Source organism: Actinacidiphila polyblastidii (assembly GCF_036353415.1).
Taxonomy (GTDB): Bacteria; Actinomycetota; Actinomycetes; order Streptomycetales; family Streptomycetaceae; genus Actinacidiphila; species Actinacidiphila polyblastidii.
Genome location: NZ_JAZEWV010000003.1, coordinates 57,424 through 77,193 on the forward strand (window position 1 = coordinate 57,424; position 19,770 = coordinate 77,193).

Below are 19,770 nucleotides of genomic sequence, written 5' to 3' on the forward strand. Positions count from 1 at the left end.
GGGGGGAAAGGGGGCGCCGCGGCCGGTGGACCGGGCCCTTTCACGTTACGCCGCCGCCTCGGCAGCCGCGCGGGGCGGGGCCGTCCGCACCGCGGCGGCCGGTATGCCCGCGGCCAGCAGCGCCTGCGCCACCGCGTAGGTGAGCATGATCGCGACCTGGTGCCGGGGCAGCTGCGGCCAGTCCGCGATGCCGGTGGCGATCAGCGTGTCCGACAGCAGGAACAGCGCGCCGCCGGCCGCGACGGCGCGGCCGAGGCCGGAGGCGCCCGCGGCCATCGCGGTGAGCAGCAGGCTGTAGAGGGCCACCGGGACGCGCATGCCGGGGTCGAGCCCCGGCCAGAGCAGGGCGATCATCACCGCCCACAGCAGCGCGTAGCCGGCGTACCGGGCGGACAGCGCGCGGCGCGTTCCCCGGAAGGCGCCGCGCGCGGCGAACAGCCGCAGGTAGCAGACGTGGCCGGCGGCGAAGCAGCCCATCCCGGCCATGAAGGCGGCGGTGCCGCCGACTTCCAGCAGGACGTCGCCGGCCCACCCGCACAGCAGCGCGGCGATCAGGCCGCGCGGCGCGCGTGCGGTGCGGGGCGTGCGGCGGGCCGCCGCCCATGCCGCCAGGAGCGGCATCAGCAGGGGTTTCGTCGCCAGGGCGGTGGCGTGGGCGAACCCGTGCGGGCCGGCCGCGAGGGCGGCCAGATGGGTGGCGGTCGCGACCACGAACGCGCTTGCCGCCGCCGCGGCCTTGGCGTTTTCGACGCGGTGCGCCGTTGACGAAGCCGGCTCGGGCGCCGGCGCGGGTACGGGTGCCGGGATGCGCCGTTGCGGCGCGAGGCCGTCTCCGGGCTGCCGCCCGGTGGGGGTCTGCTCGCGCCCCTCCCCGCGCCCCTGGGGGGCGACGCCGGAACGCTCCGACACGGGAACGGGCTGCTCGCGCCCCTGGGGGGCGTTCTCTTCGGGCGGGGTCATGCGGCGGGCTCGGTGGTGAGGGTGGGCGAGGGCGGGGTGAGGGGGGCGGCGGGGGGCGGGGTCCAGCCGGGGTTGAGGACGAGGTGGCGGAGCCTGTCGCGCCAAGTGGCGGCCGCGGCGACGTCGCGGGCGATGGCCGCGTACTCGTGGGTGGCGACGCGGAGCGGGTTGTACGTGGCGATGTTCTTCGTCAGGCCGTAGACCGGGCGTTCGGTCTCCGGGGTGAAGGAGCCGAAGAGCCGGTCCCAGACGATCAGGATTCCGCCGAAGTTGCGGTCCAGGTAGCCGCCCTGGGAGGCGTGGTGGACGCGGTGGTGCGAGGGGGTGTTGAGCAGGAACTCCAGCGGCCCGGGCAGCCGGTCGACCCGCTCGGTGTGGATCCAGAACTGGTAGACGAGGTTGACCGAGGAGCAGAAGGCCAGCGCCGCCGGGTGCACGCCGAGCGCGATCATCGGCAGGTAGAACGGCCAGGACGTGAGGCTCGTCCAGGGCTGGCGCAGCGCCGTGGAGAGGTTGAACCTCCGGCTGGAGTGGTGCACCACGTGGCAGGCCCACAGGATCCTGATCACGTGGTGGCCGCGGTGCGACCAGTAGTACAGGAAGTCCTGCGCGAGCAGCATCAGCAGGACCGTCCACCAGTGCACCGGGACCCGCAGCGGCGTCAACGCGTAGACCCCCGTGTAGATCGCGACGACGGGGATCTTCCAGAGCGCGTCGGTGGCCAGGCTGCCGAGTCCCATCGACAGGCTGGCCGCGGTGTCCTTGCCCGCGTACCCCTCGGAGTCGTCGTCCGGATGGATCCGGTAGCTGATCATCTCGACGACCGTGAGCAGCACGAAGGCGGGGACCGACCACAGCACGACATCGGGCAGTTCTGGCATGCCCGCACCATAGGGGCGGCTAACCGCCCTCGGCTAGAGGTTGTTACCGACAGGTACGGAGGGTGGGGGTGGCCGAAAGGTGTCGGTGTCGCCCCTTATCCTCAGTGACCATGCCGGACAACGTGACCGAGTTCCCGCCCGCGACCCCGTGGCCGACGGGATACCCCGAGGGGTACGCCGTGGTCGACGTGGAGACGACGGGACTCGGCAGGGACGACCGCATAGTGTCCGCCGCGGTCTACCGGCTGGACGCCCGCGGCCGGGTCGAGGACCACTGGTACTCGCCGGTGAACCCGCAGCGCGACCCCGGCCCGGTGTGGATCCACGGGCTGACCGGCGCGATGCTCGCCGACGCCCCGCTCTTCGCCGAGATCGCCCCCACCCTCGCCGAACGCCTCGCGGGCCGCGTGCTGGTGGCGCACAACGCGGTCTTCGACTGGTCGATGCTGGCCCGCGAGTACGCCCGTGCGCGGTCCACCGCCCCGGTGGAGCACCGGCTGTGCACGATCGTGCTGGCCAAGGAGCTGCGGCTGCCGCTGGCCAACCACAAGCTGGAGACGCTCGCCGCTCACTACGGGGTGGTCCAGCGGCGCGCGCACCACGCGCTGGACGACGCGCGGGTGCTGGCCGAGGCGTTCCGGCCCAGCCTGCACCTGGCGGCCGCCGCGGAGCTGCCGCTGCCGCTGCACGCCTGCCGCCCGCTGACCGAGTGGTCGCAGGTCCCCGCGGCGGTCCCCGCGCCGCGCCACGGCCGGCTCCACGGCTCCGGCTACGGACGCGGCGGCTGGCGCCCGGCCCGCAAGCGGCCGGCGTGCCCGTACCCCAATCCGGGCCGGCTGGCGCCGGGCGGGCCGCTCGTCCAGGGCATGCGGGTGGCCTTCTCCGGGGACACCGGGATCGACCGGGAGCTGCTGGAGGACCGCGCGACCGACGCGGGGCTGCACGTGGCGGGTTCGGTCAGCAGGCTGACCAGTCTGCTGGTCACCAACGACCCGGAGGGTTTCACCGGCAAGGCCGTCAAGGCGCGCGAGGTGGGCACCCCGGTGGTCGACGAACGCACCTTCGCCGAGCTGCTGAAGGCCGTCCAGCCCGCCTCGGGCGTGCACGGCTGAGGCGCGGCGGCACGGCGGCGCGACGGGCGGCCAGGCCCGGCCGGAGGGACGGCGGCACGGCCGTCCGGGTGGCCGCGGGGCGGCCTTCCAGGGCGGCGCGTTGCCCGTGGCCGCCCGACAGCGCAGCCTGTGCGTCATGGCCCTATGCGAGGTGTGCGGAAACGACTACGCGATGAGCTTCGAGGTGCACGCCCAGGGCGCGGTGCACGTCTTCGACAGCTTCGAGTGCGCGATCCACCGGATGGCCCCGATCTGCGAGCACTGCCGGGTGCAGATCGTCGGCCACGGCGTGGAGGTCGACGGTCGCTTCTACTGCTGCGCGCACTGCGCCAAGGCGGAGGGCGACCCCGGCATCGTGGACCGCGTCGGCTCCGCGGCCGGCGCGTAACCGCGAGCCCGGCCACCGCCGCCGCGCCGCGGCCGGAGGCGCGGGCCGGCTTGCGACCCCTCCCCGCCGACGCCGCGCGGGCGAGTTGTACGGTCATGGGGTGTACCGCTTCCTGTTGTCCCGCCAGTGGGTGTTCCTCACCCTGCTCGGCCTGGTGCTGATCCCGGTGATGATCAGGCTGGGCTTCTGGCAGCTGCACCGCCACGAGCACAAGGTGGCGAACAACAAGATCATCGCGGCCGCCCTGAAGGCCCCCCCGGTGCCGGTGGAGTCGGTCACCCGGCCGGGCTTCGAGGTGCCGCACGAGGACCTGTACGAGGCGGTGTCCGCGCGCGGCCACTTCGACACCGCGCACGAGGTGGTGGCCCGGCACCGTACCGCGGGCAACGCGGGGACCGGCGACGACGCCGGCGGCCAGCAGATCGGCTACCACGTGATCACCCCCTTCGTGCTGGACGACGGCCGGGCGGTGCTGGTGAACCGGGGCTGGATCGAGGGCCCCGACGACCCGACGGCCTTCCCGAAGATCCCGGCCCCGCCGTCCGGCGAGGTCACCGTCTTCGGACGGCTGCGCCCCGACGAGACGACGTCCGCCACCGGCATCCGCAACCCCAAGGGCCTGCCGCCGCGTCAGATCATGCTGATCAACAGCACGATGATGAGCCGGTACATGCCCGAGCAGCTGGTCGGCGGCTACCTGGAGATGGTCTCGCTCTCCCCCGGCGGCAAACCCTCCTCGCCCGCGCTGATCCCCGAGCCCAACCACAGCGACATCGGCCCGCACCTCGCGTACGCGATCCAGTGGTGGCTGTTCTCCTCGATGGTGCCGGTCGGCTGGGTGGTGCTGCTGCGCCGCGAGCGCGCGGAGATCCTCGCCGCGCGGGCGGCCCGGAGCGGCGCGGCGCCCGGCCCCGGCGGAGACGGCACCGGCGACGGTGACGGCACCGGCGCGGACGGTTCCGGAGACGGCGAAGGCGACGGCTCGGGCGACACCCGCGGCGATACCCGCGGGGACACGACGGCGGACAGCGCCACGGTCTCCGTCTGACCGGCTCCGGGGGCCGAGGCCGCCGGAACCCGCGGCCGCCGGGGCCGCGCGGCCACCATCCATCCGGGACGACCGGGCGACGACGGGGAGCAGGAACGTGTCAGGACGCATCGAGGACTACGCCCTCATAGGCGATCTGCAGACCGCGGCGCTGGTGGGCAGGGACGGCGCCATCGACTGGCTGTGCCTGCCCCGGTTCGACTCCGCCGCGGTCTTCGCGGCGCTGCTCGGCGACCGCGACAACGGCCGCTGGCGGCTCGCCCCGGTCGACGGCGCCGAATGCAGCAGCCGCGCCTACCGCGGCGACACGCTGGTCCTGGACACCGTCTGGGAGACGCCGACCGGCACCGTGAAGGTCACCGACTTCATGCCGCAGCGCGACCGCGCGCCCGACGTCGTCCGGGTGGTGGAGGGCGTCTCCGGCGAGGTCGCGATGCGCAGCGAGACGACGCTGCGCTTCGACTACGGCAGCGTCGTGCCGTGGGTGCGCCGCACCGACCACCACCGGGTGGCGATCGCGGGACCGGACGCGGTGTGGCTGCGCAGCGAGCCGCCGGTGCCGATGTACGGCCGGGACATGCGCACCTACGCGGACTTCACCGTCCGCGCCGGCGACAGGGTCGCGTTCGTGATGACCTGGCACCCCTCGCACGAGCGGCAGCCGCGCCGGGTGCGGCCGTTCGAGGCGCTGGAGCAGACGCTCGCGGACTGGAACGAGTGGTCGGCCAGGTGCCGCTACCAGGGGCCCTGGCGGGCCGCGGTGCTGCGCTCGATGATCACCCTGAAGGCGCTCACCTACGCGCCGAGCGGCGGCATCGTGGCGGCCGCGACGACCTCGCTGCCCGAGGAGATCGGCGGGGTGCGCAACTGGGACTACCGCTTCTGCTGGCTGCGCGACGCCGCGCTCACGCTCAACGCGCTGGTCGCCGGCGGCTATCTCGACGAGGCGCGGGCCTGGCGTGACTGGCTGCTGCGCGCGGTGGCCGGCGACCCGGCGGACCTGCAGATCATGTACGGCATCGCGGGCGAGCGCCGCCTGCCCGAGTACGAGGTTCCCTGGCTGAAGGGCTACGAGGGCTCGGCGCCGGTCCGGGTCGGCAACGCCGCGGCCGGGCAGCTCCAGCTGGACGTCTACGGCGAGGTGCTCGACTCGCTGTTCCTGGCACGCGAGCGCGGCCTCGGCGACGAGACGCACGCCTGGAACCTGCAGCGCGCGCTGATGGACTTCCTGGAGTCCACGTGGCGGGAGCCGGACGAGGGCCTGTGGGAGGTGCGCGGGCCGCGCCGGCAGTTCGTGCACTCGAAGGTGATGGCGTGGGTCGCCGCCGACCGCGCGGTGCGCACCGTCGAGGCGCAGCCGCGGCTGAAGGGCGACGCGGCCCGCTGGCGGTCGATGCGCGCGCAGGTGCACGCCGAGGTCTGCGAGAAGGGCTACGACGCCGCGCGCAACACCTTCACCCAGTCCTACGGCTCCACCGAGCTGGACGCGGCGACGCTGCTGATCCCGCAGGTGGGCTTCCTGCCGCCGACCGACCCCCGGGTGGTCGGCACGGTGGACGCGGTGCGGCGCGAGCTGGACCACGGCGGCTTCGTACGCCGCTACACGCCGGACTCCGGCGCGGTCGACGGGCTGCCCGGCGGTGAGGGCGCCTTCCTGGCCTGCTCGTTCTGGATGGCCGACGCGCTGTACACCACCGGGCGGACCGAGGAGGCCGGCACGCTCTTCGAGAAGCTGCTGGGCCTGCGCAACGACGTGGGGCTGCTCGCCGAGGAGTGGGACCCGGTGGCGGGCCGGCTGCTCGGCAACTACCCGCAGGCGTTCAGCCACATCGGGCTGGTCAACACGGCGCTGACGCTGTCCGGCGCCCAGAGCGGAAGGTACTGACGGATCGTGGACCTCGGGCTGCGGGACAAGGTGTACGTCGTCACCGGGGCGAGCCGGGGGCTGGGCCTCGCGGCCGCCAGGGAACTGGCCGCCGAGGGCGCCCGGCTGGTGGTCTCCGGGCGCGACGAGGACGGCGTGAACGCCGCCGCGGCCGCGCTCGGCGGGCCCGGCAGGGCCGCGGGCGTCGTCGCGGACAACGCGGACCCCCGGTCGGCGCGGCGGCTGCTGGACGCGGCCGCCGGCGCCTTCGGCCGGCTGGACGGCGTGCTGATCAGCGTCGGCGGGCCGCCCGCGGGCGCCGCCGCGGACATCACCGACGAGCAGTGGCAGGCCGGGTTCGAGTCGGTGTTCCTCGGCGCGGTGCGGCTGGCCAGGGAGGCGGCCGCGGCGCTGGGCGAGGGCGGCGTGATCGGTTTCGTGCTGTCGGGTTCGGTGTACGAGCCGATCGCCGGGCTCGCGGTCTCCAACGGGCTGCGTCCCGGTCTCGCCGGCTTCGCCAAGACCCTCGCCGCCGAGCTGGGCCCGCGCGGCGTCCGCGTGGTGGGCCTGCTGCCGGCCAGGATCGACACCGACCGGGTCCGCGCGCTCGACGCGCTGGGCGGTGACCCGGACGCCGCCCGTGCCCGCGCCGAGGCGACGATCCCGCTGCGCCGCTACGGGACCCCGGAGGAGTTCGGCCGCGCCGCCGCGTTCCTGCTGTCGCCGGCCGCGTCGTACCTGACCGGGATCATGCTGCCGGTGGACGGCGGCGCGCTGCACGCGCTGTGAGGCGCCGCGGGCGGCCGGTCCCGGTCAGGTGACGCGGCGGGCCCGGTGCCGGACCGCCCGCAGCCGGGCCTCGGCGGGCAGCGCGGCGAATCCGGCCGAGGTGCGGGCCCGTTCCAGCACCGAGGAGTCGAGGGCCGTGACCACGTCGGCGGGGGTGGCGTGCGGGGCCAGGCCGAGCACCAGCCGGGCGCGCGGGACACCGCGGCGGCCGACCAGGGCGGCGCCGGCCCATCCCACCCCCTCGTACGCCTCGGACTCCGAGGTCAGCACGCTCTCCAGCGCCCGGCCGCGCAGCAGCGCGCCCTGGCCGTCGCCGCTGTCCACCACGACCTGGCGGAGCCTGCGGGTGCGGGCCTGGGCGAGCAGCCACCACAGGGCGGCCACGAACAGCACGCCCAGTGCGGCGATCACCACCGGCCACCACCAGTCGTCGTGGCGGTAGCGGGTACGGTCGTGGGCGCTCAGCAGCACGTCCTTGGGCCCGCTGAACGGCCAGGACGAGGGCATCGTGAAGCCCCAGTGGCGCTGCAGGTCCAGGCTGCCGATCAGCACGGACACGCCGAGGGCCAGCAGCACCAGGCCGATCAGGGCGAGCAGGACCCGGTTCACCGTCGTGCGCATCGGCTGCTCCTCATGCCGTCCTCATCGCGTCGCCGTACCGTCGTACCGTCATACCGCCGTCACGCCTTCTTCTCGGCGCGCTGGACGTGCACGCGCAGCGACGGCGCCTTGGCCAGGCCGAGTTGCCCCACCGCGTCGTCCAGCGCCGCGCTCACGTCCCGCCGTACGTCGTCGAGGTCGCGGAAGTGCGAGGCCACCTTGGCCCTGACCCGGCGCCGGCCCACCACGACCCGCGCCCAGCGGATGCCGGAGACCTCCATCGCCCGGTCCCGCAAAACCAGTTCGGCGGCGTGCCGGTCCAGCCCCGCCCTGACCCCTTCGGGGCCGCGGCGGGCCATCGGCAGCACCTGGCGCTCGCCGGGGGTGAGGGCCAGCACGAGCAGCCACAGCCCGAGCGCCGCGCAGACCGCGGCCCCGAGGATGACCCACACGTCGTCCAGGTGGCGGGTGGCGAGTTCGTCGGCGAGCTTGCGGCGCCAGTGCATCCCCTCGCGGCCGCTGCGCACGGACGCGACGTCGTAGAGGAACAGGCCGGCCAGGCCGAAGGTGATCGCGGCGGTGATCGCGGCGGGCACCCGGCGCGAGGACCAGAAGCGCTTGGCGCGGAACGAGCCGGGCTCGTCGGCCGCGGGGGCGTAGCGCAGGGCGCCGGACGGCTCACCGCCACCCGGCTCACCACCGCTGCCCCGCTCGCCGCCGCTCGGCTCGTCCGGGCCGCCGGGGGCGGTGTCCGCCGGGTCCGGGCCGGCCACCGAGGGCAGCCGCACGGTCGGCGCCGGCTCGGACGCGTCCGCGGCACCGGGGCCGTCGCCTTCCGCGGCGGGGCGGCTGTCCTCGCTCACTGCACCCTCACCTCGTCCCTGCGGCCGGCCGCCGTGTGCAGCCGCTCGACCTCGACGGCGACCTCGGGCACCACCATGCCCGTCAACGCCTCGACCCTGCTGGTGACATGGCGGCGGACCCGGCCGCACACCGCCCCGATGTCCACCGGATAGCCGAGTTCGAGGGTCAGCCGGAGCCGGGCGTGGTTCCTGCGGACCGCCACCGAGGCGTGCGGGGTGGCGTCCTTGGGCACCAACTCCGCGCCCGGCGACTCGACCAGTACCTCACCTGCCGCCTGCGCGGCGATCTTGGCGATCACCCGGTCGGAGACGCGCAGGCTGCCGCGCTCGCCGGCGGGCAGCAGTGCGGGGCGGGCTGCCCCCATCAACGCCGCCGGTCACGGTCGCGCGACCGGAAGAACTCACCGGGCTCGATGTCGCCGTCGAGGAACTTGCCCACCACGAAGCCCACCGCGCCGAGCGCGGCGACCAGCAGGAAAGCCCCGAACCCGCCGAAGTAGCCCGCGAATGCGAGCGCCATCCCGACGATCAGTCCGACCACCGCCATGCTCATGCTGCGCTCTCCGTCCCCTCACCGATCGCCGTCGCCGTCATGCCGCCGGCCGCTCGCGGCCCGCAGCCGCGGCCCGCCGCGGCGAGCCGGCTACTGCACGCGCTGCTCACGCTCGTCCTCGTCCTCTTCGTCGGGCAGCTTCACGTCGCCGACCGCGACGTTGACCTCGACGACCTCCAGGCCGGTCATCCGCTCGACGGCGGCGATCACGTTCTCCCGCACGGCGCGGGCGACGTCCACGATGGAGACGCCGTAGTCGACCACGATGTCCAGGTCCAGGGCCGTCTGCACCTCGCCCACCTCGGCCTTGACGCCGCGGCTGACCGAGCTCTTGCCGCCCGGCACCCGGTCCCGCACCGCGCCGAAGGTACGGGACAGGCCGGTGCCCATCGCGTGCACGCCGACGACGTCGCGGGCGGCGAGTCCGGCGATCTTCTCCACCACGCCGTCGGCGATGGTGGTGCGGCCGCGGGTCGCGGGATCGCCCAGCGCCCTGCGTCCCGCTCCCCCCGCACTGCCCTTGTCCAGCGTCCTGCCCTCGGTCAGGTGCGACGAGCCGTCCGGCTCGGGCCTGCCCTGCTGCGCGGTGTCACTCATCGCGAGTCGTCCCTTCGTCTGGGCTGCTCCGTGCCCCACACTAAGTGCGCATGCCCGGTCGCGCTGCGGGGATGCGGCGAGCGGGGACCGCCGGTGCCCCCGATCGGGTGATCGGCGCGGGGAAGGCGGCGCACGGGATGGACCGGTTGACGCGAACGGTACGCCAACAGGTCGCGCTCGGACGGCTTCTGCCGCTGGGCCGACCGGGTGATGCGGCCTGGATCACCGAGCGGGCGGCCGTCGCGCTGCTCCGGCAGGCGGCCGCGCGGGTGCCCGGGGTACGCCTCGGCGCGACGTCGCTCGCCGCGCAGGAGGGCGCAGGCGAAGTGCCGAGCGCCGCGCCGGTGGGCGCGCTGCCGCATGTGCCGCTGCTGATCGAGGCGGACTTCGAGGCGTCGGTGGCGCAGCCGCTGCCGCTGAGCGCCGAGCTGCTGCGCGAGCGGTTGTGGACCGCCGCGCGGGACGCCGTCGGTCTGACCGTGGCCGCGGTGGACCTGGAGGTGACCGGGCTGCTGGAGGTCGACCCAGGGGCTTCCGGCGTCGAGGAGGAGCCGGCTGAGCCGGACGCGCCTGACGCGCCGCCCGGCCCTGTCCGGTCCGCGACGCCCGCGGTCGAGGCGGTCGCCACGGCCGTGCTGGCCGTGCCGGGCGTGCCGCGGCTCACCGACCGGCTGACCGCTCTCGGCGGCGGCGTCCGGATCACCGACGACCCCGCCGTACCCGGCGGCCGCCGGGTACAGGTCCAGATCGCCGTCGCCGCCGGGCGGGTCCCGCTCGCGGTCGCCCGTGCGGCCGCGGCGGCCGCGGCGTCGGCGGCCGCCGCGGTGGCTCCGGGGCCGCTGAGCGTCGCGGTCGTCGTCACCGACGCGGGCTGAGCCCGCAGCCCAGGACGCCGCGCGCCGCCCGTGTACGAACGGGCGGACGTACGGGGCCCGTTGGGCCCTAGTCCCCCAGGCCGGCGAGGTCGCGGAGGCGGCGGCCCTGGGCGGCGCGTTCGGCGGACCGCTGCTCGGCGTCGGTGCTGTGGACGGCCGAGCGCAGCAGCCCCTTCGTCTCGTTGACGGCGTCGCGCGGAGGTGCGAGCAGGGCGGCCACCAGGTCGGCGACGGCCGCGTCGAGGTCGGCCGCGGGCACCACGAGGTTGGCCAGGCCGATGCGTTCCGCCTCGTCGGCGTGGACGAAGCGGCCGGTGGCGCAGATCTCCAGCGCGCGGCCGTATCCGACCAGGCCCACCAGCGGCTTGGTGCCGGTCAGGTCGGGCACCAGGCCGAGGCTGGTCTCGCGCATGGCGAACTGGGCGTCGTCGGCGCACACCCGCAGGTCGCAGGCGAGCGCGAGCTGGAACCCGGCGCCGATCGCGTGGCCCTGGACGGCGGCGACCGTGATCAGGTCGGTGCGCCGCCACCAGGTGAACGCCTCCTGGTACTCGGCGATGACCGCGTCGAGCTCCTTCTCCGAGCCGCGCGCCAGATCCAGGAACGACGGCTCGCCGTCGAAGCCCTCGGGCGTGAACGCCTGCCGGTCGAGGCCGGCCGAGAACGACACGCCTTCGGAGCCGAGCACCACGACCCGCACCTGCCCCGGCACCAGCCGGCCCGCCTCGGTCAGCGCCCGCCACAGGGCGGGCGACTGGGCGTTGCGCTTCGCCGCGTTGCACAGGGTGACATGAGCGACGGGGCCGTCGAGCGTGAGCCGGACTCCGTCGCGGTCGAGCAGGGTGTTGTCTTCGGGCATCGGGCACCTCCGAGCGGACCACGGACTTGATTACCGAAGAGTAACCACTCGTGGCCGCGGAGGGCGCCCGGCCCTGGGGATCAGGCCGCCGCGGCCTTCTTGCCCCTTGTCGCGCCGCCGCGCCCGCGCAGGGTCACGCCGGACTCGCTGAGCATCCGGTGCACGAATCCGTAGGAGCGGCCGGTCTCCTCGGCCAGCGCCCGGATGCTCGCACCGGAGTCGTACTTCTTCTTCAGGTCTGCCGCGAGCTTCTCGCGCGCCGGGCCGGTTACCCGGCTGCCCTTCTTCAGAGTCTCGGCCACCCGTGCCTCCTCTAGGGAAGTGCGCTATGGAACTCTCATGATCACCCCTCAGCGCCTTCCTGGCCACCCATTCGACAAGGTCCGTCGCGGGACATTCGCATCGTGAATGCGGTGGTAGGGCCGGGGGAAGGCGCTCCGGCGACCATTTGCGGCCGGCGCGTTCGGGCCCGGCATCCGCTCGCGCCGAAGACCGGCAGGTCAGCGCCGGTCGGTAAGGAGTATGCCGAGGTCACGCCACTGATCGCGGCCGAACCGGCCGCCGCGCCAGGGGACGGGCCGCGGGATGAGCCGGACTCACTCAGATGAAGGATCAACGATGGGCCGAATGATCCATTCCGGTCGCCCCGGCCGGCCCGCGGCGCCCCGGCGGCGGCCGGAGGCGCTGAGGACGCGCCGCAGACGCACCGCGGAAGCACCGCGACAGCGCCCCGGCGGCGGCCCGGGACGCCGCCGGCCGGGTCAGGCCAGCGCCACCAGGTCCACGTAGTCCTGGCCCCACAGGTCCTCGACGCCGTCCGGCAGCAGGATGATCCGCTCCGGCTGCAGCGCGTGCACGGCGCCCTCGTCGTGGGTCACCAGCACCACCGCGCCGGTGAAGGTGTGCAGCGCGCCGAGGATCTCCTCACGGCTGGCCGGGTCGAGGTTGTTGGTGGGCTCGTCGAGCAGCAGCACGTTGGCGCTGGAGACCACCAGCGAGGCGAGCGCGAGACGGGTCTTCTCACCGCCGGAGAGCACCCCGGCCGGCTTGTCGACGTCGTCGCCGGAGAAGAGGAAGGAGCCGAGGATCTTCCGGATCTCCACCAGGTCGGTGTCCGGCGCGGCCGAGCGCATGTTCTCCAGCACGGTGCGCTCGGGGTCGAGGGTCTCGTGCTCCTGCGCGTAGTAGCCGAGCTTGAGCCCGTGGCCGGGGGTGACCTCGCCGGTGTCGGGCTTCTCCACCCCGGCGAGCAGTCGCAGCAGGGTCGTCTTGCCGGCGCCGTTGAGGCCGAGGATGACCACCCGGGAGCCGCGGTCGATCGCCAGGTCGACGTCGGTGAAGATCTCCAGCGAGCCGTACGACTTGGAGAGCGCCGAGGCCATCAGCGGCGTCTTGCCGCAGGGCGCGGGGTCGGGGAAGCGCAGCTTGGCGACCTTGTCGGACTGCCGGACCGCGTCCAGGCCCGACAGCAGCTTCTCGGCGCGGCGGGCCATGTTCTGCGCGGCGACCGTCTTGGTGGCCTTCGCGCGCATCTTGTCGGCCTGCGAATTGAGCGCGGCGGCTTTCTTCTCCGCGTTCGCCCGCTCGCGCTTGCGCCGCTTCTCGTCGGCTTCGCGCTGCTGCTGGTAGAGCTTCCAGCCCATGTTGTACACATCGATCTGGGAGCGGTTGGCGTCGAGATAGAAGACCTTGTTGACCACGGTCTCGATGAGGGTCACATCGTGGGAGATGACGATGAATCCGCCGCGGTAGGACTTGAGGTAGTCGCGCAGCCAGGTGATGGAGTCCGCGTCGAGGTGGTTGGTCGGCTCGTCGAGGAGCAGGGTGTCGGCGTCGGAGAAGAGGATCCTGGCCAGCTCCACGCGGCGGCGCTGACCGCCGGACAGGGTGTGCAGCTGCTGGCCGAGGATGCGGTCGGGCAGGCCGAGCGCGGCGGCGATGGTGGCGGCCTCGGCCTCGGCGGCGTAACCGCCCTTGGTGAGGAACTCGGTCTCCAGGCGCGCGTACTTCTTCATCGCGTTGTCGCGGGTGGCGCCCTTCCCGTTCGCCATCCGCTCCTCGTTCTCGCGCATCTTGCGCAGCACGGTGTCCAGGTCGCGGGCGGACAGGATGCGGTCGCGGGCGAGGGTCTCCAGGTCGCCGGTGCGCGGGTCCTGCGGCAGGTAGCCCACCTCGCCGGACCTGGTGACGGTCCCGGCGGCGGGCTGGCCCTCGCCGGCCAGCACCTTGGTCAGGGTGGTCTTGCCCGCGCCGTTGCGGCCGACCAGGCCGATGCGGTCGCCCTTGGCGACACGGAAGGAGGCGGACTCGATCAGGACGCGCGCGCCGGCGCGCAGTTCGATGCCGGTGGCAGTGATCACGGAAAAAGCTCCAGGCGGGAGCGGACGGCGGGCATGCCGGTCCGCGGACGACGGTCGGATGGGCGTCGAGGTCCTACGCCGGGGCTAGTCGAGGAGGAAGGCTGCCATGACCCCATTCTACGGGGGCGCGGCCATCGGTCTGCCCGGCCGCCGGCCGGGCGGCGCGGGCTCCCGTCCGGAGGCGGGCGGCGGCGGACCGCTCAGACCTCTCCGGTGTGCACCTGGAACGCGGCCCTGCGCATCGCCTTGGCCAGCGCCGGGTCGGGGTGCGCGGCGGCCAGCGCCACCAGGACCTGGACGGTACGGGGGTGGCCGACATCACGGACCTCCTGGAGCAGTCCGCGCACCGAGCCCTGCACGGCCGTCTCCAGATGGCTGACCAGCAGGTGGTCCTCGCCGTGGTCGGCGACCGCAGCGGCGGTGTCCACCCACAGCCAGGTGGCCTCCTCGCGGCTGAGCAGCGCGGTCGCCGCGTCCGGGTCGTCGCCCTCCAACTCGGCGAGCCACAGCACGGCGTACGGGCGCAGGCCCGGCTCGTCGACGATCGCGCGGACCGCCGGCTCCGCGGCGGCGCCCACCACCCGCAGCGCCTCGAAGGCCAGCCCGCGCAGCAGGGCGTCGTCACCGCGCGCGGTCTCCAGCAGTTCGGCGACCGCCGGGCCGACCGGACGGGCGGCGAGCCACGCCTTGTACTCGGCGCGGGCGGGGCCGGGCGACAGGCCGGCGCAGCCGCGCAGCATGGTCGCGGCGGACTGCTCCATGTGCCCGGCCGGGCCCTGGGCGGCGACGCAGATCTGCTCCAGCTTGACCCAGACCGCCCAACTGCCCAGTGCGGTGAGGGTGACCTCGTCGGGGCGCTGCGGGTCGCGCGGGCGCAGCGCGCCGACCAGGGCGGCGGCGTCCAGCGTCCAGTCGAGCAGCGCGGGCAGCGGGTCGCTGGCGCCGCCGGCCGGCGGCTCGTGGCGTTCGGTGCGCAGTTCGGCGACGCGCTGGCGGAGCAGGTCGAGCAGGGCGTCGATCGGCACCGGCCCGTTGGACAGGTGCAGGAAGGAGAGCAACTGCGGTGCGGCCTCGACGACTTCGGCGACCAGCGCGGGGTCGGGGCCGGAGGTCCCGCCGGGGGTCCCGCCGGGCAGGAAGGGGTGGGCGAGCGACCAGGCGTCGAAGAGCGCGACCCAGCCGCGCAGCACCGCGGTGTCGTCGGTGTCCCAGGCGCGCAGCCGCCAGCCGGGGCGCGCGGTGCCGCCGTGCAGCTCGATCAGCCCGGAGAGCCGGGCCCGGTCCCACGCGGTGCGGACCTGACGGGGCGTCAGACTCAGTCCGGTGGCGGCCTGTTCGACGACGGGGCCGGGCAGTATGCCGGTCGGCCCCGCGGTGCCGGGGCCGGTGCCGGCCCAGCGGGCCAGGCGGGCCGCGTCGGCGAGTTCGGTGCGTGCCAGGCGGGCGAGTTCGGGTACCGAGGGCGTGCCCTCGGGGGGGCGCGGAGGTCTCGACCTGCGCGTCGTGGCGGTCCTGCGGGCGGCGGTGAGCGGCCGGCGGGGGACGAGGCGGAGCGGAGTGTCTCGCGGGATACGGGACGTCACCGGATCAGTCTCGCCGCTCAGTGCCCGGATTCCCAAACCCGCCCGCTCGCCGGACCGCAGGCCGCTCACATGAGCGGGGTCAGGAATCGCCGGAGGGTCTCCTCGTAGGCCTGCGGGTCGGCGTTCCACATCGCCCCGTGGGGCGCGTCCGGCACGGTGTGCAGGGCGACCGTGTCGGGGCGCCGCTCGGCCAGCGCCCGGCTGGCGGGCCAGGACGCGAAGGTGTCGCCGGGGCCGTGCGCGATCAGGGTGGGCACCGTCAGCCCGCCGGCCGACAGCGCCTGGGCGTGGCGCGCGGTGTGCAGCCCGGTGCGGCCCTCGGCGGCGCGCAGCGCCAGCGGGATCAGCGCGGCGGGCAGGCCGCGGGAGCTGACCGCGGCGCGCACGGTGGCCCGCCAGTCCAGCACCGGGGAGTCCAGCACCAGGCCGCCGACCCGGTCGCTCACCGGGGAGTGGGTCAGCGCCAGCAGCGCCATGGTCGCGCCGGTGCCCCAGCCGTAGAGGACCAGCCGCCGCGCGCCCTCGCGCACCGCGTGGCGCATCGCGGCGTCCAGGTCGTGCCACTCGGTCTCGCCGAGATGCCCTATCCCGTCGGGCGACGCGGGGGCGCCGGGGTCGTTGCGGTAGGCGATGACGAGCTGCGGCAGGCGGAAGCGGTGCAGCACCGGCACGATCGGCAGCGCCTGGGTGCGGTCCTCGCCGACGCCGTGCGCCGCGACGACCCAGGTGCCGCGGTCGGCAGGCACCAGCCACGCGGGCAGCGGCCCGAGGTCGCCCGCGATCCGGACGTCGGTGAAGTCCAGGCCGAGCGCGCTGCGCGGGTCGCCGGTGTAGACGCGCGGGGTGACCCGGACCCGGTCGCCCGGCCGCAGGACGCCGCGGTCGACGCGCAGCAGCCGGCGGGCGACCGAGGTGCCGTCGTCGTCGCGCGAGGTGACCGGTCCGACCACGGCGTGCACGCCGTGGCCGGTGAGCCCGTACACCCCGGGCAGCAGGGAGGCGTCGCTGCGGGCCAGTACGACCTCGTCGGCGGAGACGGCCCTGACCTTGACCGCGGGCCACGGCGCGGGTCCCGCGACCGCGGGCCGCAGGACCAGGCCGGAGCCGTACCGGCCGGCCGCCAGTGCGGCCGTCCCGGCACCCACCACGCTCGTGGCGGCCATGGCCGCCGCAGATCGAAGGCGCATCGTCCTCCAGTGTCGGGGGCGGACGGGCGCCGGGCCACGTGGCGGCGGCGCACGGGTGACGACGGGCCCCGCGGGCCCGGTTTTCCGCGGGGCCGGCGGCCGCGCCGGCCGCCGGGTTCCCCTCTTGCGGCTGCCCGCCGATCCCGGGCCCATTCCCCGCATCGGCGGGGCCGCCCGCGCGGGGCGCGGGGGCCCGCGCGGGCGGCGGGTGTGGCGGGCTACGCCCGGTCGGGCGGCGGGGGCTGGCCGTATCCGCGGAGCTTCTCGGCGACCCGGGCCATCTCGTCGTCGCCGAGGGTGTGCGGGGAGCCGCCCGCGGCGGAGGCGGCGGAGGCGGCCAGCAGCCACACCCGGCACATCCACTCCAGCTGGGCGGTGTGCTCGTACGCCCGGTCCAGGGTGGCGGCGTGCACGAGGGTGCCGTGGTTGCGCATCAGGCAGGCGCTGCGGCCCTCGCGCAGCGCGCCGAGCACCGCCGCGCCCAGTTCCTCGGTGCCGTACAGCTCGTAGCCGGCGACGAGGATCGGGGCGCCCATCGCGGCGGCCGCGTAGTGGACGTTCGGCAGCAGGTCGACGAGCGTGGACACGGCGGTGGCGTGCGGCGCGTGGGTGTGCACGACGGCGCGGGCCGCGGTGGCGCGGTAGACGGCCAGGTGGGTCGGCAGCTCGCTGGTGGGCCGCAGCGAGCCGCGCACCTGGCGGCCGGTGGCGAGGTCGACCGCCACCAGGTCGGCGGGGCCGAGCCGGTCGTACGGCACGCCGGTGGGCGTGACGATCACCACGTCGCCGACGCGCGCCGAGACGTTGCCCGAGGTGCCGACGACGAGGCCGTCGTCGACGGTTCTGCGGGCGGTTCGTACGACATCGGACCACGCCTGCTCCAGCGACCCGTCCATCACGCGTTCTCCTCCGCTTCATGTCGGCACCACGAGTCCGCCGCCAGTTCATCTTCCGTTCACCAATGATCCGTACGGTCGGCTCGCCACTGTCCGATCAAACGATTGCCTGGGTCCATGGAACACATGACGCTCCTGATCGGAATCGTCATCGTCACCGCTCTCGTGTTCGACTTCACGAACGGATTCCACGACACCGCCAACGCGATGGCGACCACCATCTCGACCGGCGCGCTCAAGCCCAAGACGGCGGTGGCCATGGCCGCCGCGCTCAACCTCGTCGGCGCCTTCCTGTCGGTGGAGGTCGCCAAGACGATCTCCGGCGGGATCGTGGACGAGTCCGCCGGGATCAGACCCGAGGTGATCTTCGCCGGTCTGGTCGGCGCCATCGTGTGGAACATGCTCAGCTGGCTGGCAGGGCTGCCGTCCAGCTCCTCGCACGCCCTGTTCGGCGGCCTCATCGGCGCGACGCTCGCCTCGGTCGGCATGCACGGCGTGCACGGCGACGCGGTCGTCATGAAGGTGCTCATCCCCGCGGTGGCCGCGCCGATCGTGGCGGGCGTCGCGGCGACGCTGGCGACCCGGCTGACCTACCGGATCGGCCGGCGGGCCGACGCGGACGCCACCGCGCGCGGCTACCGGGCCGGGCAGGTCGCCTCCGCAGGCCTGGTCTCGCTGGCGCACGGCACCAACGACGCGCAGAAGACCATGGGCGTCATCACGCTCGCCCTGATCACCGGGAACGTGATCGCCCTCGGCTCCAACCCGCCGCTGTGGGTCATCGTCTCGGCGGGCGCGGCCATCGCGCTCGGCACCTACCTGGGCGGCTGGCGGATCATCCGCACCCTCGGGCGCGGCCTGACCGACATCGAGCCGCAGCAGGGCTTCGCCGCGCAGACCGGCGCGGCCGCCACCATCCTGGCGTCCTCGCACATCGGGTTCGCGCTGTCCACCACGCACGTCTGCTCCGGGTCCGTGCTGGGCGCCGGGCTCGGCCGCCGCGGCGCGGTGGTGCAATGGGGCACCGCGGGCCGCATGGTCGCCGCGTGGGTGCTGACCCTGCCCGCGGCCGGGCTGGTCGCCGCCGGCGCGGCGCTGCTGGCCGACCAGGGCGGCGTCGGCGTCGCCGCGGTCGCGGTGCTCGGCATCGGGGCGTGCGGCGCGATGTGGGCGGCGGCCCGGCGCAAGCCGGTCACGCACGCGAACGTCAACGACCCCGCCCTGGACGGCCCCCTCGCCCCGGCCGAGCCGCAGGGCGCGGTGACCGCCGCGATCGCCGCCGTCACCCCGCCGCCGGCCGGCCCCACCGCCGGCCCGGCCCCCACCGTGGCGCCCGCCGCGCCCGCCGCCTGAAAGGACGTACGCTCATGAGCATCGACTGGCACGCCCTCGGCACGGTCCTCGTCGTCGCCCTCGTCTCGACCGTCGGCCTGGTCGGCGTCTTCACCCTCGGCGTCGTGGGGCTGTCCCGCCCCCAGGGCCGCGGCGGCGCGCAGACCGCGGCGCGCAGCGGGGCCGCGTACACGTGCTTTGCCGCGTGCGCGGCGGCAGTCGGGTACGGCATCTACCTCATCGTCTCGAAGTAGCCGCCCCCTGCGGGGTGGGGGCCGCCCAGGCACGCGCAGTCCGCGCCCTGCGCGACCGGGCCCGCCCGGGGCCGGTCGCTGACGCACGCGGCCTGCCGCCCAGCGCCCGCCGCACGCGCGGCGTCCACCGCGCGCACCGTCCTCGGCGCGCAACACCCACCGTTGCGCGCCCCCGGCCCCGGGCGGCCCGCTCACCCACGCGGCCCGCTGCCGGGACGCCGACCGGACCGCCACGACACGCCCGGCGACGCGCCGCGCAAGCCACCCGCGTACGCACATCGCCGGCCGGCCAGCGCCCCCGCACCGGCCCCGGGCGAGCAGGCGCCGTCCTCGGCGCGCAAGGCCACCCCGTCGGCGTGCCCGCCGCATCCGCGGCTGAACGTCCACCGTTGCGCCGCCCCCGGCTCCGGGTCACCCGGTGACGCACACGGCCCTGGGCGACCAGGCCCCGTCCCCGGCGCGGAGCGCGCGGCGGCGCGCCGCAGGCGAAGTGCGCCGGGCGCGCGCCGGGGGGAATCGGGCGGCCGGAGGCCGCCCCCGTGTGGAGCGCGCCACACTTTCGTCCCCGCAGGTCAACGCGAGGTTGACGGGGTTTCGCGCGCGTGGTGAACTGCCCGGAGCCATACGGCGGCAGGAGAGGAAGTCCGGTGCGAATCCGGCGCGGTCCCGCCACTGTCACCGGGGAGTGCGCTCCCGACCCGTACGTCACGACCGGCTCGCCGGCCGGAAGGCGGGGAGCGCGTGGATCCGGGAGCCAGGAGACTCTCAC

At 75.1% G+C, this 19,770-nt stretch carries 21 protein-coding genes and 1 riboswitch; of the genes, 8 read left to right on the plus strand and 13 right to left on the minus strand.

The window, feature by feature from the left end:
• Positions 1–45: 45 nt before the first annotated feature.
• Positions 46–711, minus strand: coding sequence for a lysoplasmalogenase (locus tag V2S66_RS05405; protein ID WP_330793291.1), 666 nt, complete (start codon positions 709–711; stop codon positions 46–48).
• 245 nt (positions 712–956) lie between these two features.
• Positions 957–1,841, minus strand: coding sequence for a sterol desaturase family protein (locus tag V2S66_RS05410; protein WP_330793292.1), 885 nt, complete (start codon positions 1,839–1,841; stop codon positions 957–959).
• A 110-nt stretch (positions 1,842–1,951) separates the two neighbouring features.
• Between V2S66_RS05410 and V2S66_RS05415 the strand changes: the two genes are divergently transcribed.
• The 5 genes from V2S66_RS05415 (at position 1,952) to V2S66_RS05435 (ending at position 7,042) form a co-directional block, all read left to right on the plus strand.
• A complete protein-coding gene (locus V2S66_RS05415; protein ID WP_330793293.1) occupies positions 1,952–2,953 on the plus strand; it encodes a DEDDh family exonuclease in 1,002 nt (333 codons plus the stop codon).
• A 136-nt stretch (positions 2,954–3,089) separates the two neighbouring features.
• Positions 3,090–3,341, plus strand: coding sequence for a hypothetical protein (locus V2S66_RS05420; RefSeq protein WP_330793294.1), 252 nt, complete (start codon positions 3,090–3,092; stop codon positions 3,339–3,341).
• Between the two features lie 100 nt (positions 3,342–3,441).
• The gene (locus tag V2S66_RS05425) at positions 3,442–4,389 is read left to right on the plus strand and encodes an SURF1 family cytochrome oxidase biogenesis protein (RefSeq protein WP_330793295.1); all 948 of its coding nucleotides are present in this window, start codon (positions 3,442–3,444) and stop codon (positions 4,387–4,389) included.
• 97 nt (positions 4,390–4,486) lie between these two features.
• Positions 4,487–6,274: a glycoside hydrolase family 15 protein gene (locus V2S66_RS05430; protein ID WP_330793296.1), complete on the plus strand. Its 1,788-nt coding sequence runs from the start codon at positions 4,487–4,489 to the stop codon at positions 6,272–6,274.
• A 6-nt stretch (positions 6,275–6,280) separates the two neighbouring features.
• Complete coding sequence (locus V2S66_RS05435) at positions 6,281–7,042, plus strand: SDR family oxidoreductase (protein ID WP_330793297.1); 762 nt, start codon at positions 6,281–6,283, stop codon at positions 7,040–7,042.
• Positions 7,043–7,066: 24 nt separating this feature from the next.
• On the opposite strand, the gene amaP is transcribed toward V2S66_RS05435, so the two are convergent.
• The 5 genes from amaP to V2S66_RS05460 form a co-directional block, all read right to left on the minus strand.
• The gene (gene amaP / locus V2S66_RS05440; protein ID WP_330793298.1) at positions 7,067–7,663 is read right to left on the minus strand and encodes an alkaline shock response membrane anchor protein AmaP; all 597 of its coding nucleotides are present in this window, start codon (positions 7,661–7,663) and stop codon (positions 7,067–7,069) included.
• Positions 7,664–7,722: 59 nt separating this feature from the next.
• Positions 7,723–8,424: a DUF6286 domain-containing protein gene (locus V2S66_RS05445; protein ID WP_413966316.1), complete on the minus strand. Its 702-nt coding sequence runs from the start codon at positions 8,422–8,424 to the stop codon at positions 7,723–7,725.
• Between the two features lie 77 nt (positions 8,425–8,501).
• Complete coding sequence (locus V2S66_RS05450) at positions 8,502–8,870, minus strand: Asp23/Gls24 family envelope stress response protein (protein WP_330793300.1); 369 nt, start codon at positions 8,868–8,870, stop codon at positions 8,502–8,504.
• Entirely contained in the window at positions 8,870–9,058 is a 189-nt protein-coding gene (locus V2S66_RS05455; RefSeq protein ID WP_330793301.1) for a hypothetical protein, read from the minus strand. The genes V2S66_RS05450 and V2S66_RS05455 overlap by 1 nt, the downstream gene beginning before the upstream one ends.
• Positions 9,059–9,148: 90 nt before the next feature.
• Positions 9,149–9,655, minus strand: coding sequence for an Asp23/Gls24 family envelope stress response protein (locus tag V2S66_RS05460; RefSeq protein ID WP_330793302.1), 507 nt, complete (start codon positions 9,653–9,655; stop codon positions 9,149–9,151).
• Positions 9,656–9,801: 146 nt separating this feature from the next.
• On the opposite strand from V2S66_RS05460, the gene V2S66_RS05465 reads away from it, so the two are divergent.
• The gene (locus tag V2S66_RS05465; protein ID WP_330793303.1) at positions 9,802–10,530 is read left to right on the plus strand and encodes a hypothetical protein; all 729 of its coding nucleotides are present in this window, start codon (positions 9,802–9,804) and stop codon (positions 10,528–10,530) included.
• 67 nt (positions 10,531–10,597) lie between these two features.
• Here V2S66_RS05465 and V2S66_RS05470 read toward each other — a convergent pair whose 3' ends face one another.
• The 6 genes from V2S66_RS05470 to V2S66_RS05495 form a co-directional block, all read right to left on the minus strand.
• The gene (locus tag V2S66_RS05470; RefSeq protein WP_330793304.1) at positions 10,598–11,389 is read right to left on the minus strand and encodes an enoyl-CoA hydratase/isomerase family protein; all 792 of its coding nucleotides are present in this window, start codon (positions 11,387–11,389) and stop codon (positions 10,598–10,600) included.
• Positions 11,390–11,469: 80 nt separating this feature from the next.
• Positions 11,470–11,691 carry a helix-turn-helix domain-containing protein gene (locus V2S66_RS05475; RefSeq protein ID WP_326448456.1) on the minus strand — a complete coding sequence of 74 codons (222 nt, stop codon included), beginning with the start codon at positions 11,689–11,691 and terminating at the stop codon, positions 11,470–11,472.
• Positions 11,692–12,150: 459 nt separating this feature from the next.
• The gene (locus tag V2S66_RS05480; protein WP_330793305.1) at positions 12,151–13,749 is read right to left on the minus strand and encodes an ABC-F family ATP-binding cassette domain-containing protein; all 1,599 of its coding nucleotides are present in this window, start codon (positions 13,747–13,749) and stop codon (positions 12,151–12,153) included.
• 200 nt (positions 13,750–13,949) lie between these two features.
• Positions 13,950–15,332: a hypothetical protein gene (locus V2S66_RS05485; RefSeq protein ID WP_330793306.1), complete on the minus strand. Its 1,383-nt coding sequence runs from the start codon at positions 15,330–15,332 to the stop codon at positions 13,950–13,952.
• A gap of 65 nt (positions 15,333–15,397) precedes the next feature.
• On the minus strand, positions 15,398–16,519 hold the full coding sequence (locus tag V2S66_RS05490; protein ID WP_330793308.1) for an alpha/beta hydrolase family protein: 1,122 nt from the start codon (positions 16,517–16,519) through the stop codon (positions 15,398–15,400).
• 218 nt (positions 16,520–16,737) lie between these two features.
• Positions 16,738–17,415, minus strand: a complete 678-nt coding sequence (locus V2S66_RS05495; RefSeq protein ID WP_330793309.1) for a class II aldolase/adducin family protein — start codon at positions 17,413–17,415, stop codon at positions 16,738–16,740.
• Positions 17,416–17,532: 117 nt separating this feature from the next.
• Between V2S66_RS05495 and V2S66_RS05500 the strand changes: the two genes are divergently transcribed.
• Positions 17,533–18,768, plus strand: a complete 1,236-nt coding sequence (locus tag V2S66_RS05500) for an inorganic phosphate transporter (protein WP_330793310.1) — start codon at positions 17,533–17,535, stop codon at positions 18,766–18,768.
• 14 nt (positions 18,769–18,782) lie between these two features.
• Complete coding sequence (locus V2S66_RS05505; protein ID WP_330793311.1) at positions 18,783–19,001, plus strand: hypothetical protein; 219 nt, start codon at positions 18,783–18,785, stop codon at positions 18,999–19,001.
• A 637-nt stretch (positions 19,002–19,638) separates the two neighbouring features.
• Positions 19,639–19,765, plus strand: a riboswitch (cobalamin riboswitch).
• Positions 19,766–19,770: the final 5 nt, after the last annotated feature.

Bases quoted from the DNA above. Each gene is read 5' to 3' on its own strand.
- V2S66_RS05410 (WP_330793292.1), bottom strand. From the start codon at position 1,841: ATGCCAGAACTGCCCGATGTCGTGCTGTGGTCGGTCCCCGCCTTCGTG.
- V2S66_RS05415 (WP_330793293.1), top strand. From the start codon at position 1,952: ATGCCGGACAACGTGACCGAGTTCCCGCCCGCGACCCCGTGGCCGACG.
- V2S66_RS05420 (WP_330793294.1), top strand. From the start codon at position 3,090: ATGGCCCTATGCGAGGTGTGCGGAAACGACTACGCGATGAGCTTCGAG.
- amaP (WP_330793298.1), bottom strand. From the start codon at position 7,663: ATGCGCACGACGGTGAACCGGGTCCTGCTCGCCCTGATCGGCCTGGTG.
- V2S66_RS05450 (WP_330793300.1), bottom strand. From the start codon at position 8,870: ATGGGGGCAGCCCGCCCCGCACTGCTGCCCGCCGGCGAGCGCGGCAGC.
- V2S66_RS05455 (WP_330793301.1), bottom strand. From the start codon at position 9,058: ATGAGCATGGCGGTGGTCGGACTGATCGTCGGGATGGCGCTCGCATTC.
- V2S66_RS05460 (WP_330793302.1), bottom strand. From the start codon at position 9,655: ATGAGTGACACCGCGCAGCAGGGCAGGCCCGAGCCGGACGGCTCGTCG.
- V2S66_RS05470 (WP_330793304.1), bottom strand. From the start codon at position 11,389: ATGCCCGAAGACAACACCCTGCTCGACCGCGACGGAGTCCGGCTCACG.
- V2S66_RS05490 (WP_330793308.1), bottom strand. From the start codon at position 16,519: ATGCGCCTTCGATCTGCGGCGGCCATGGCCGCCACGAGCGTGGTGGGT.
- V2S66_RS05495 (WP_330793309.1), bottom strand. From the start codon at position 17,415: ATGGACGGGTCGCTGGAGCAGGCGTGGTCCGATGTCGTACGAACCGCC.
- V2S66_RS05500 (WP_330793310.1), top strand. From the start codon at position 17,533: ATGGAACACATGACGCTCCTGATCGGAATCGTCATCGTCACCGCTCTC.
- V2S66_RS05505 (WP_330793311.1), top strand. From the start codon at position 18,783: ATGAGCATCGACTGGCACGCCCTCGGCACGGTCCTCGTCGTCGCCCTC.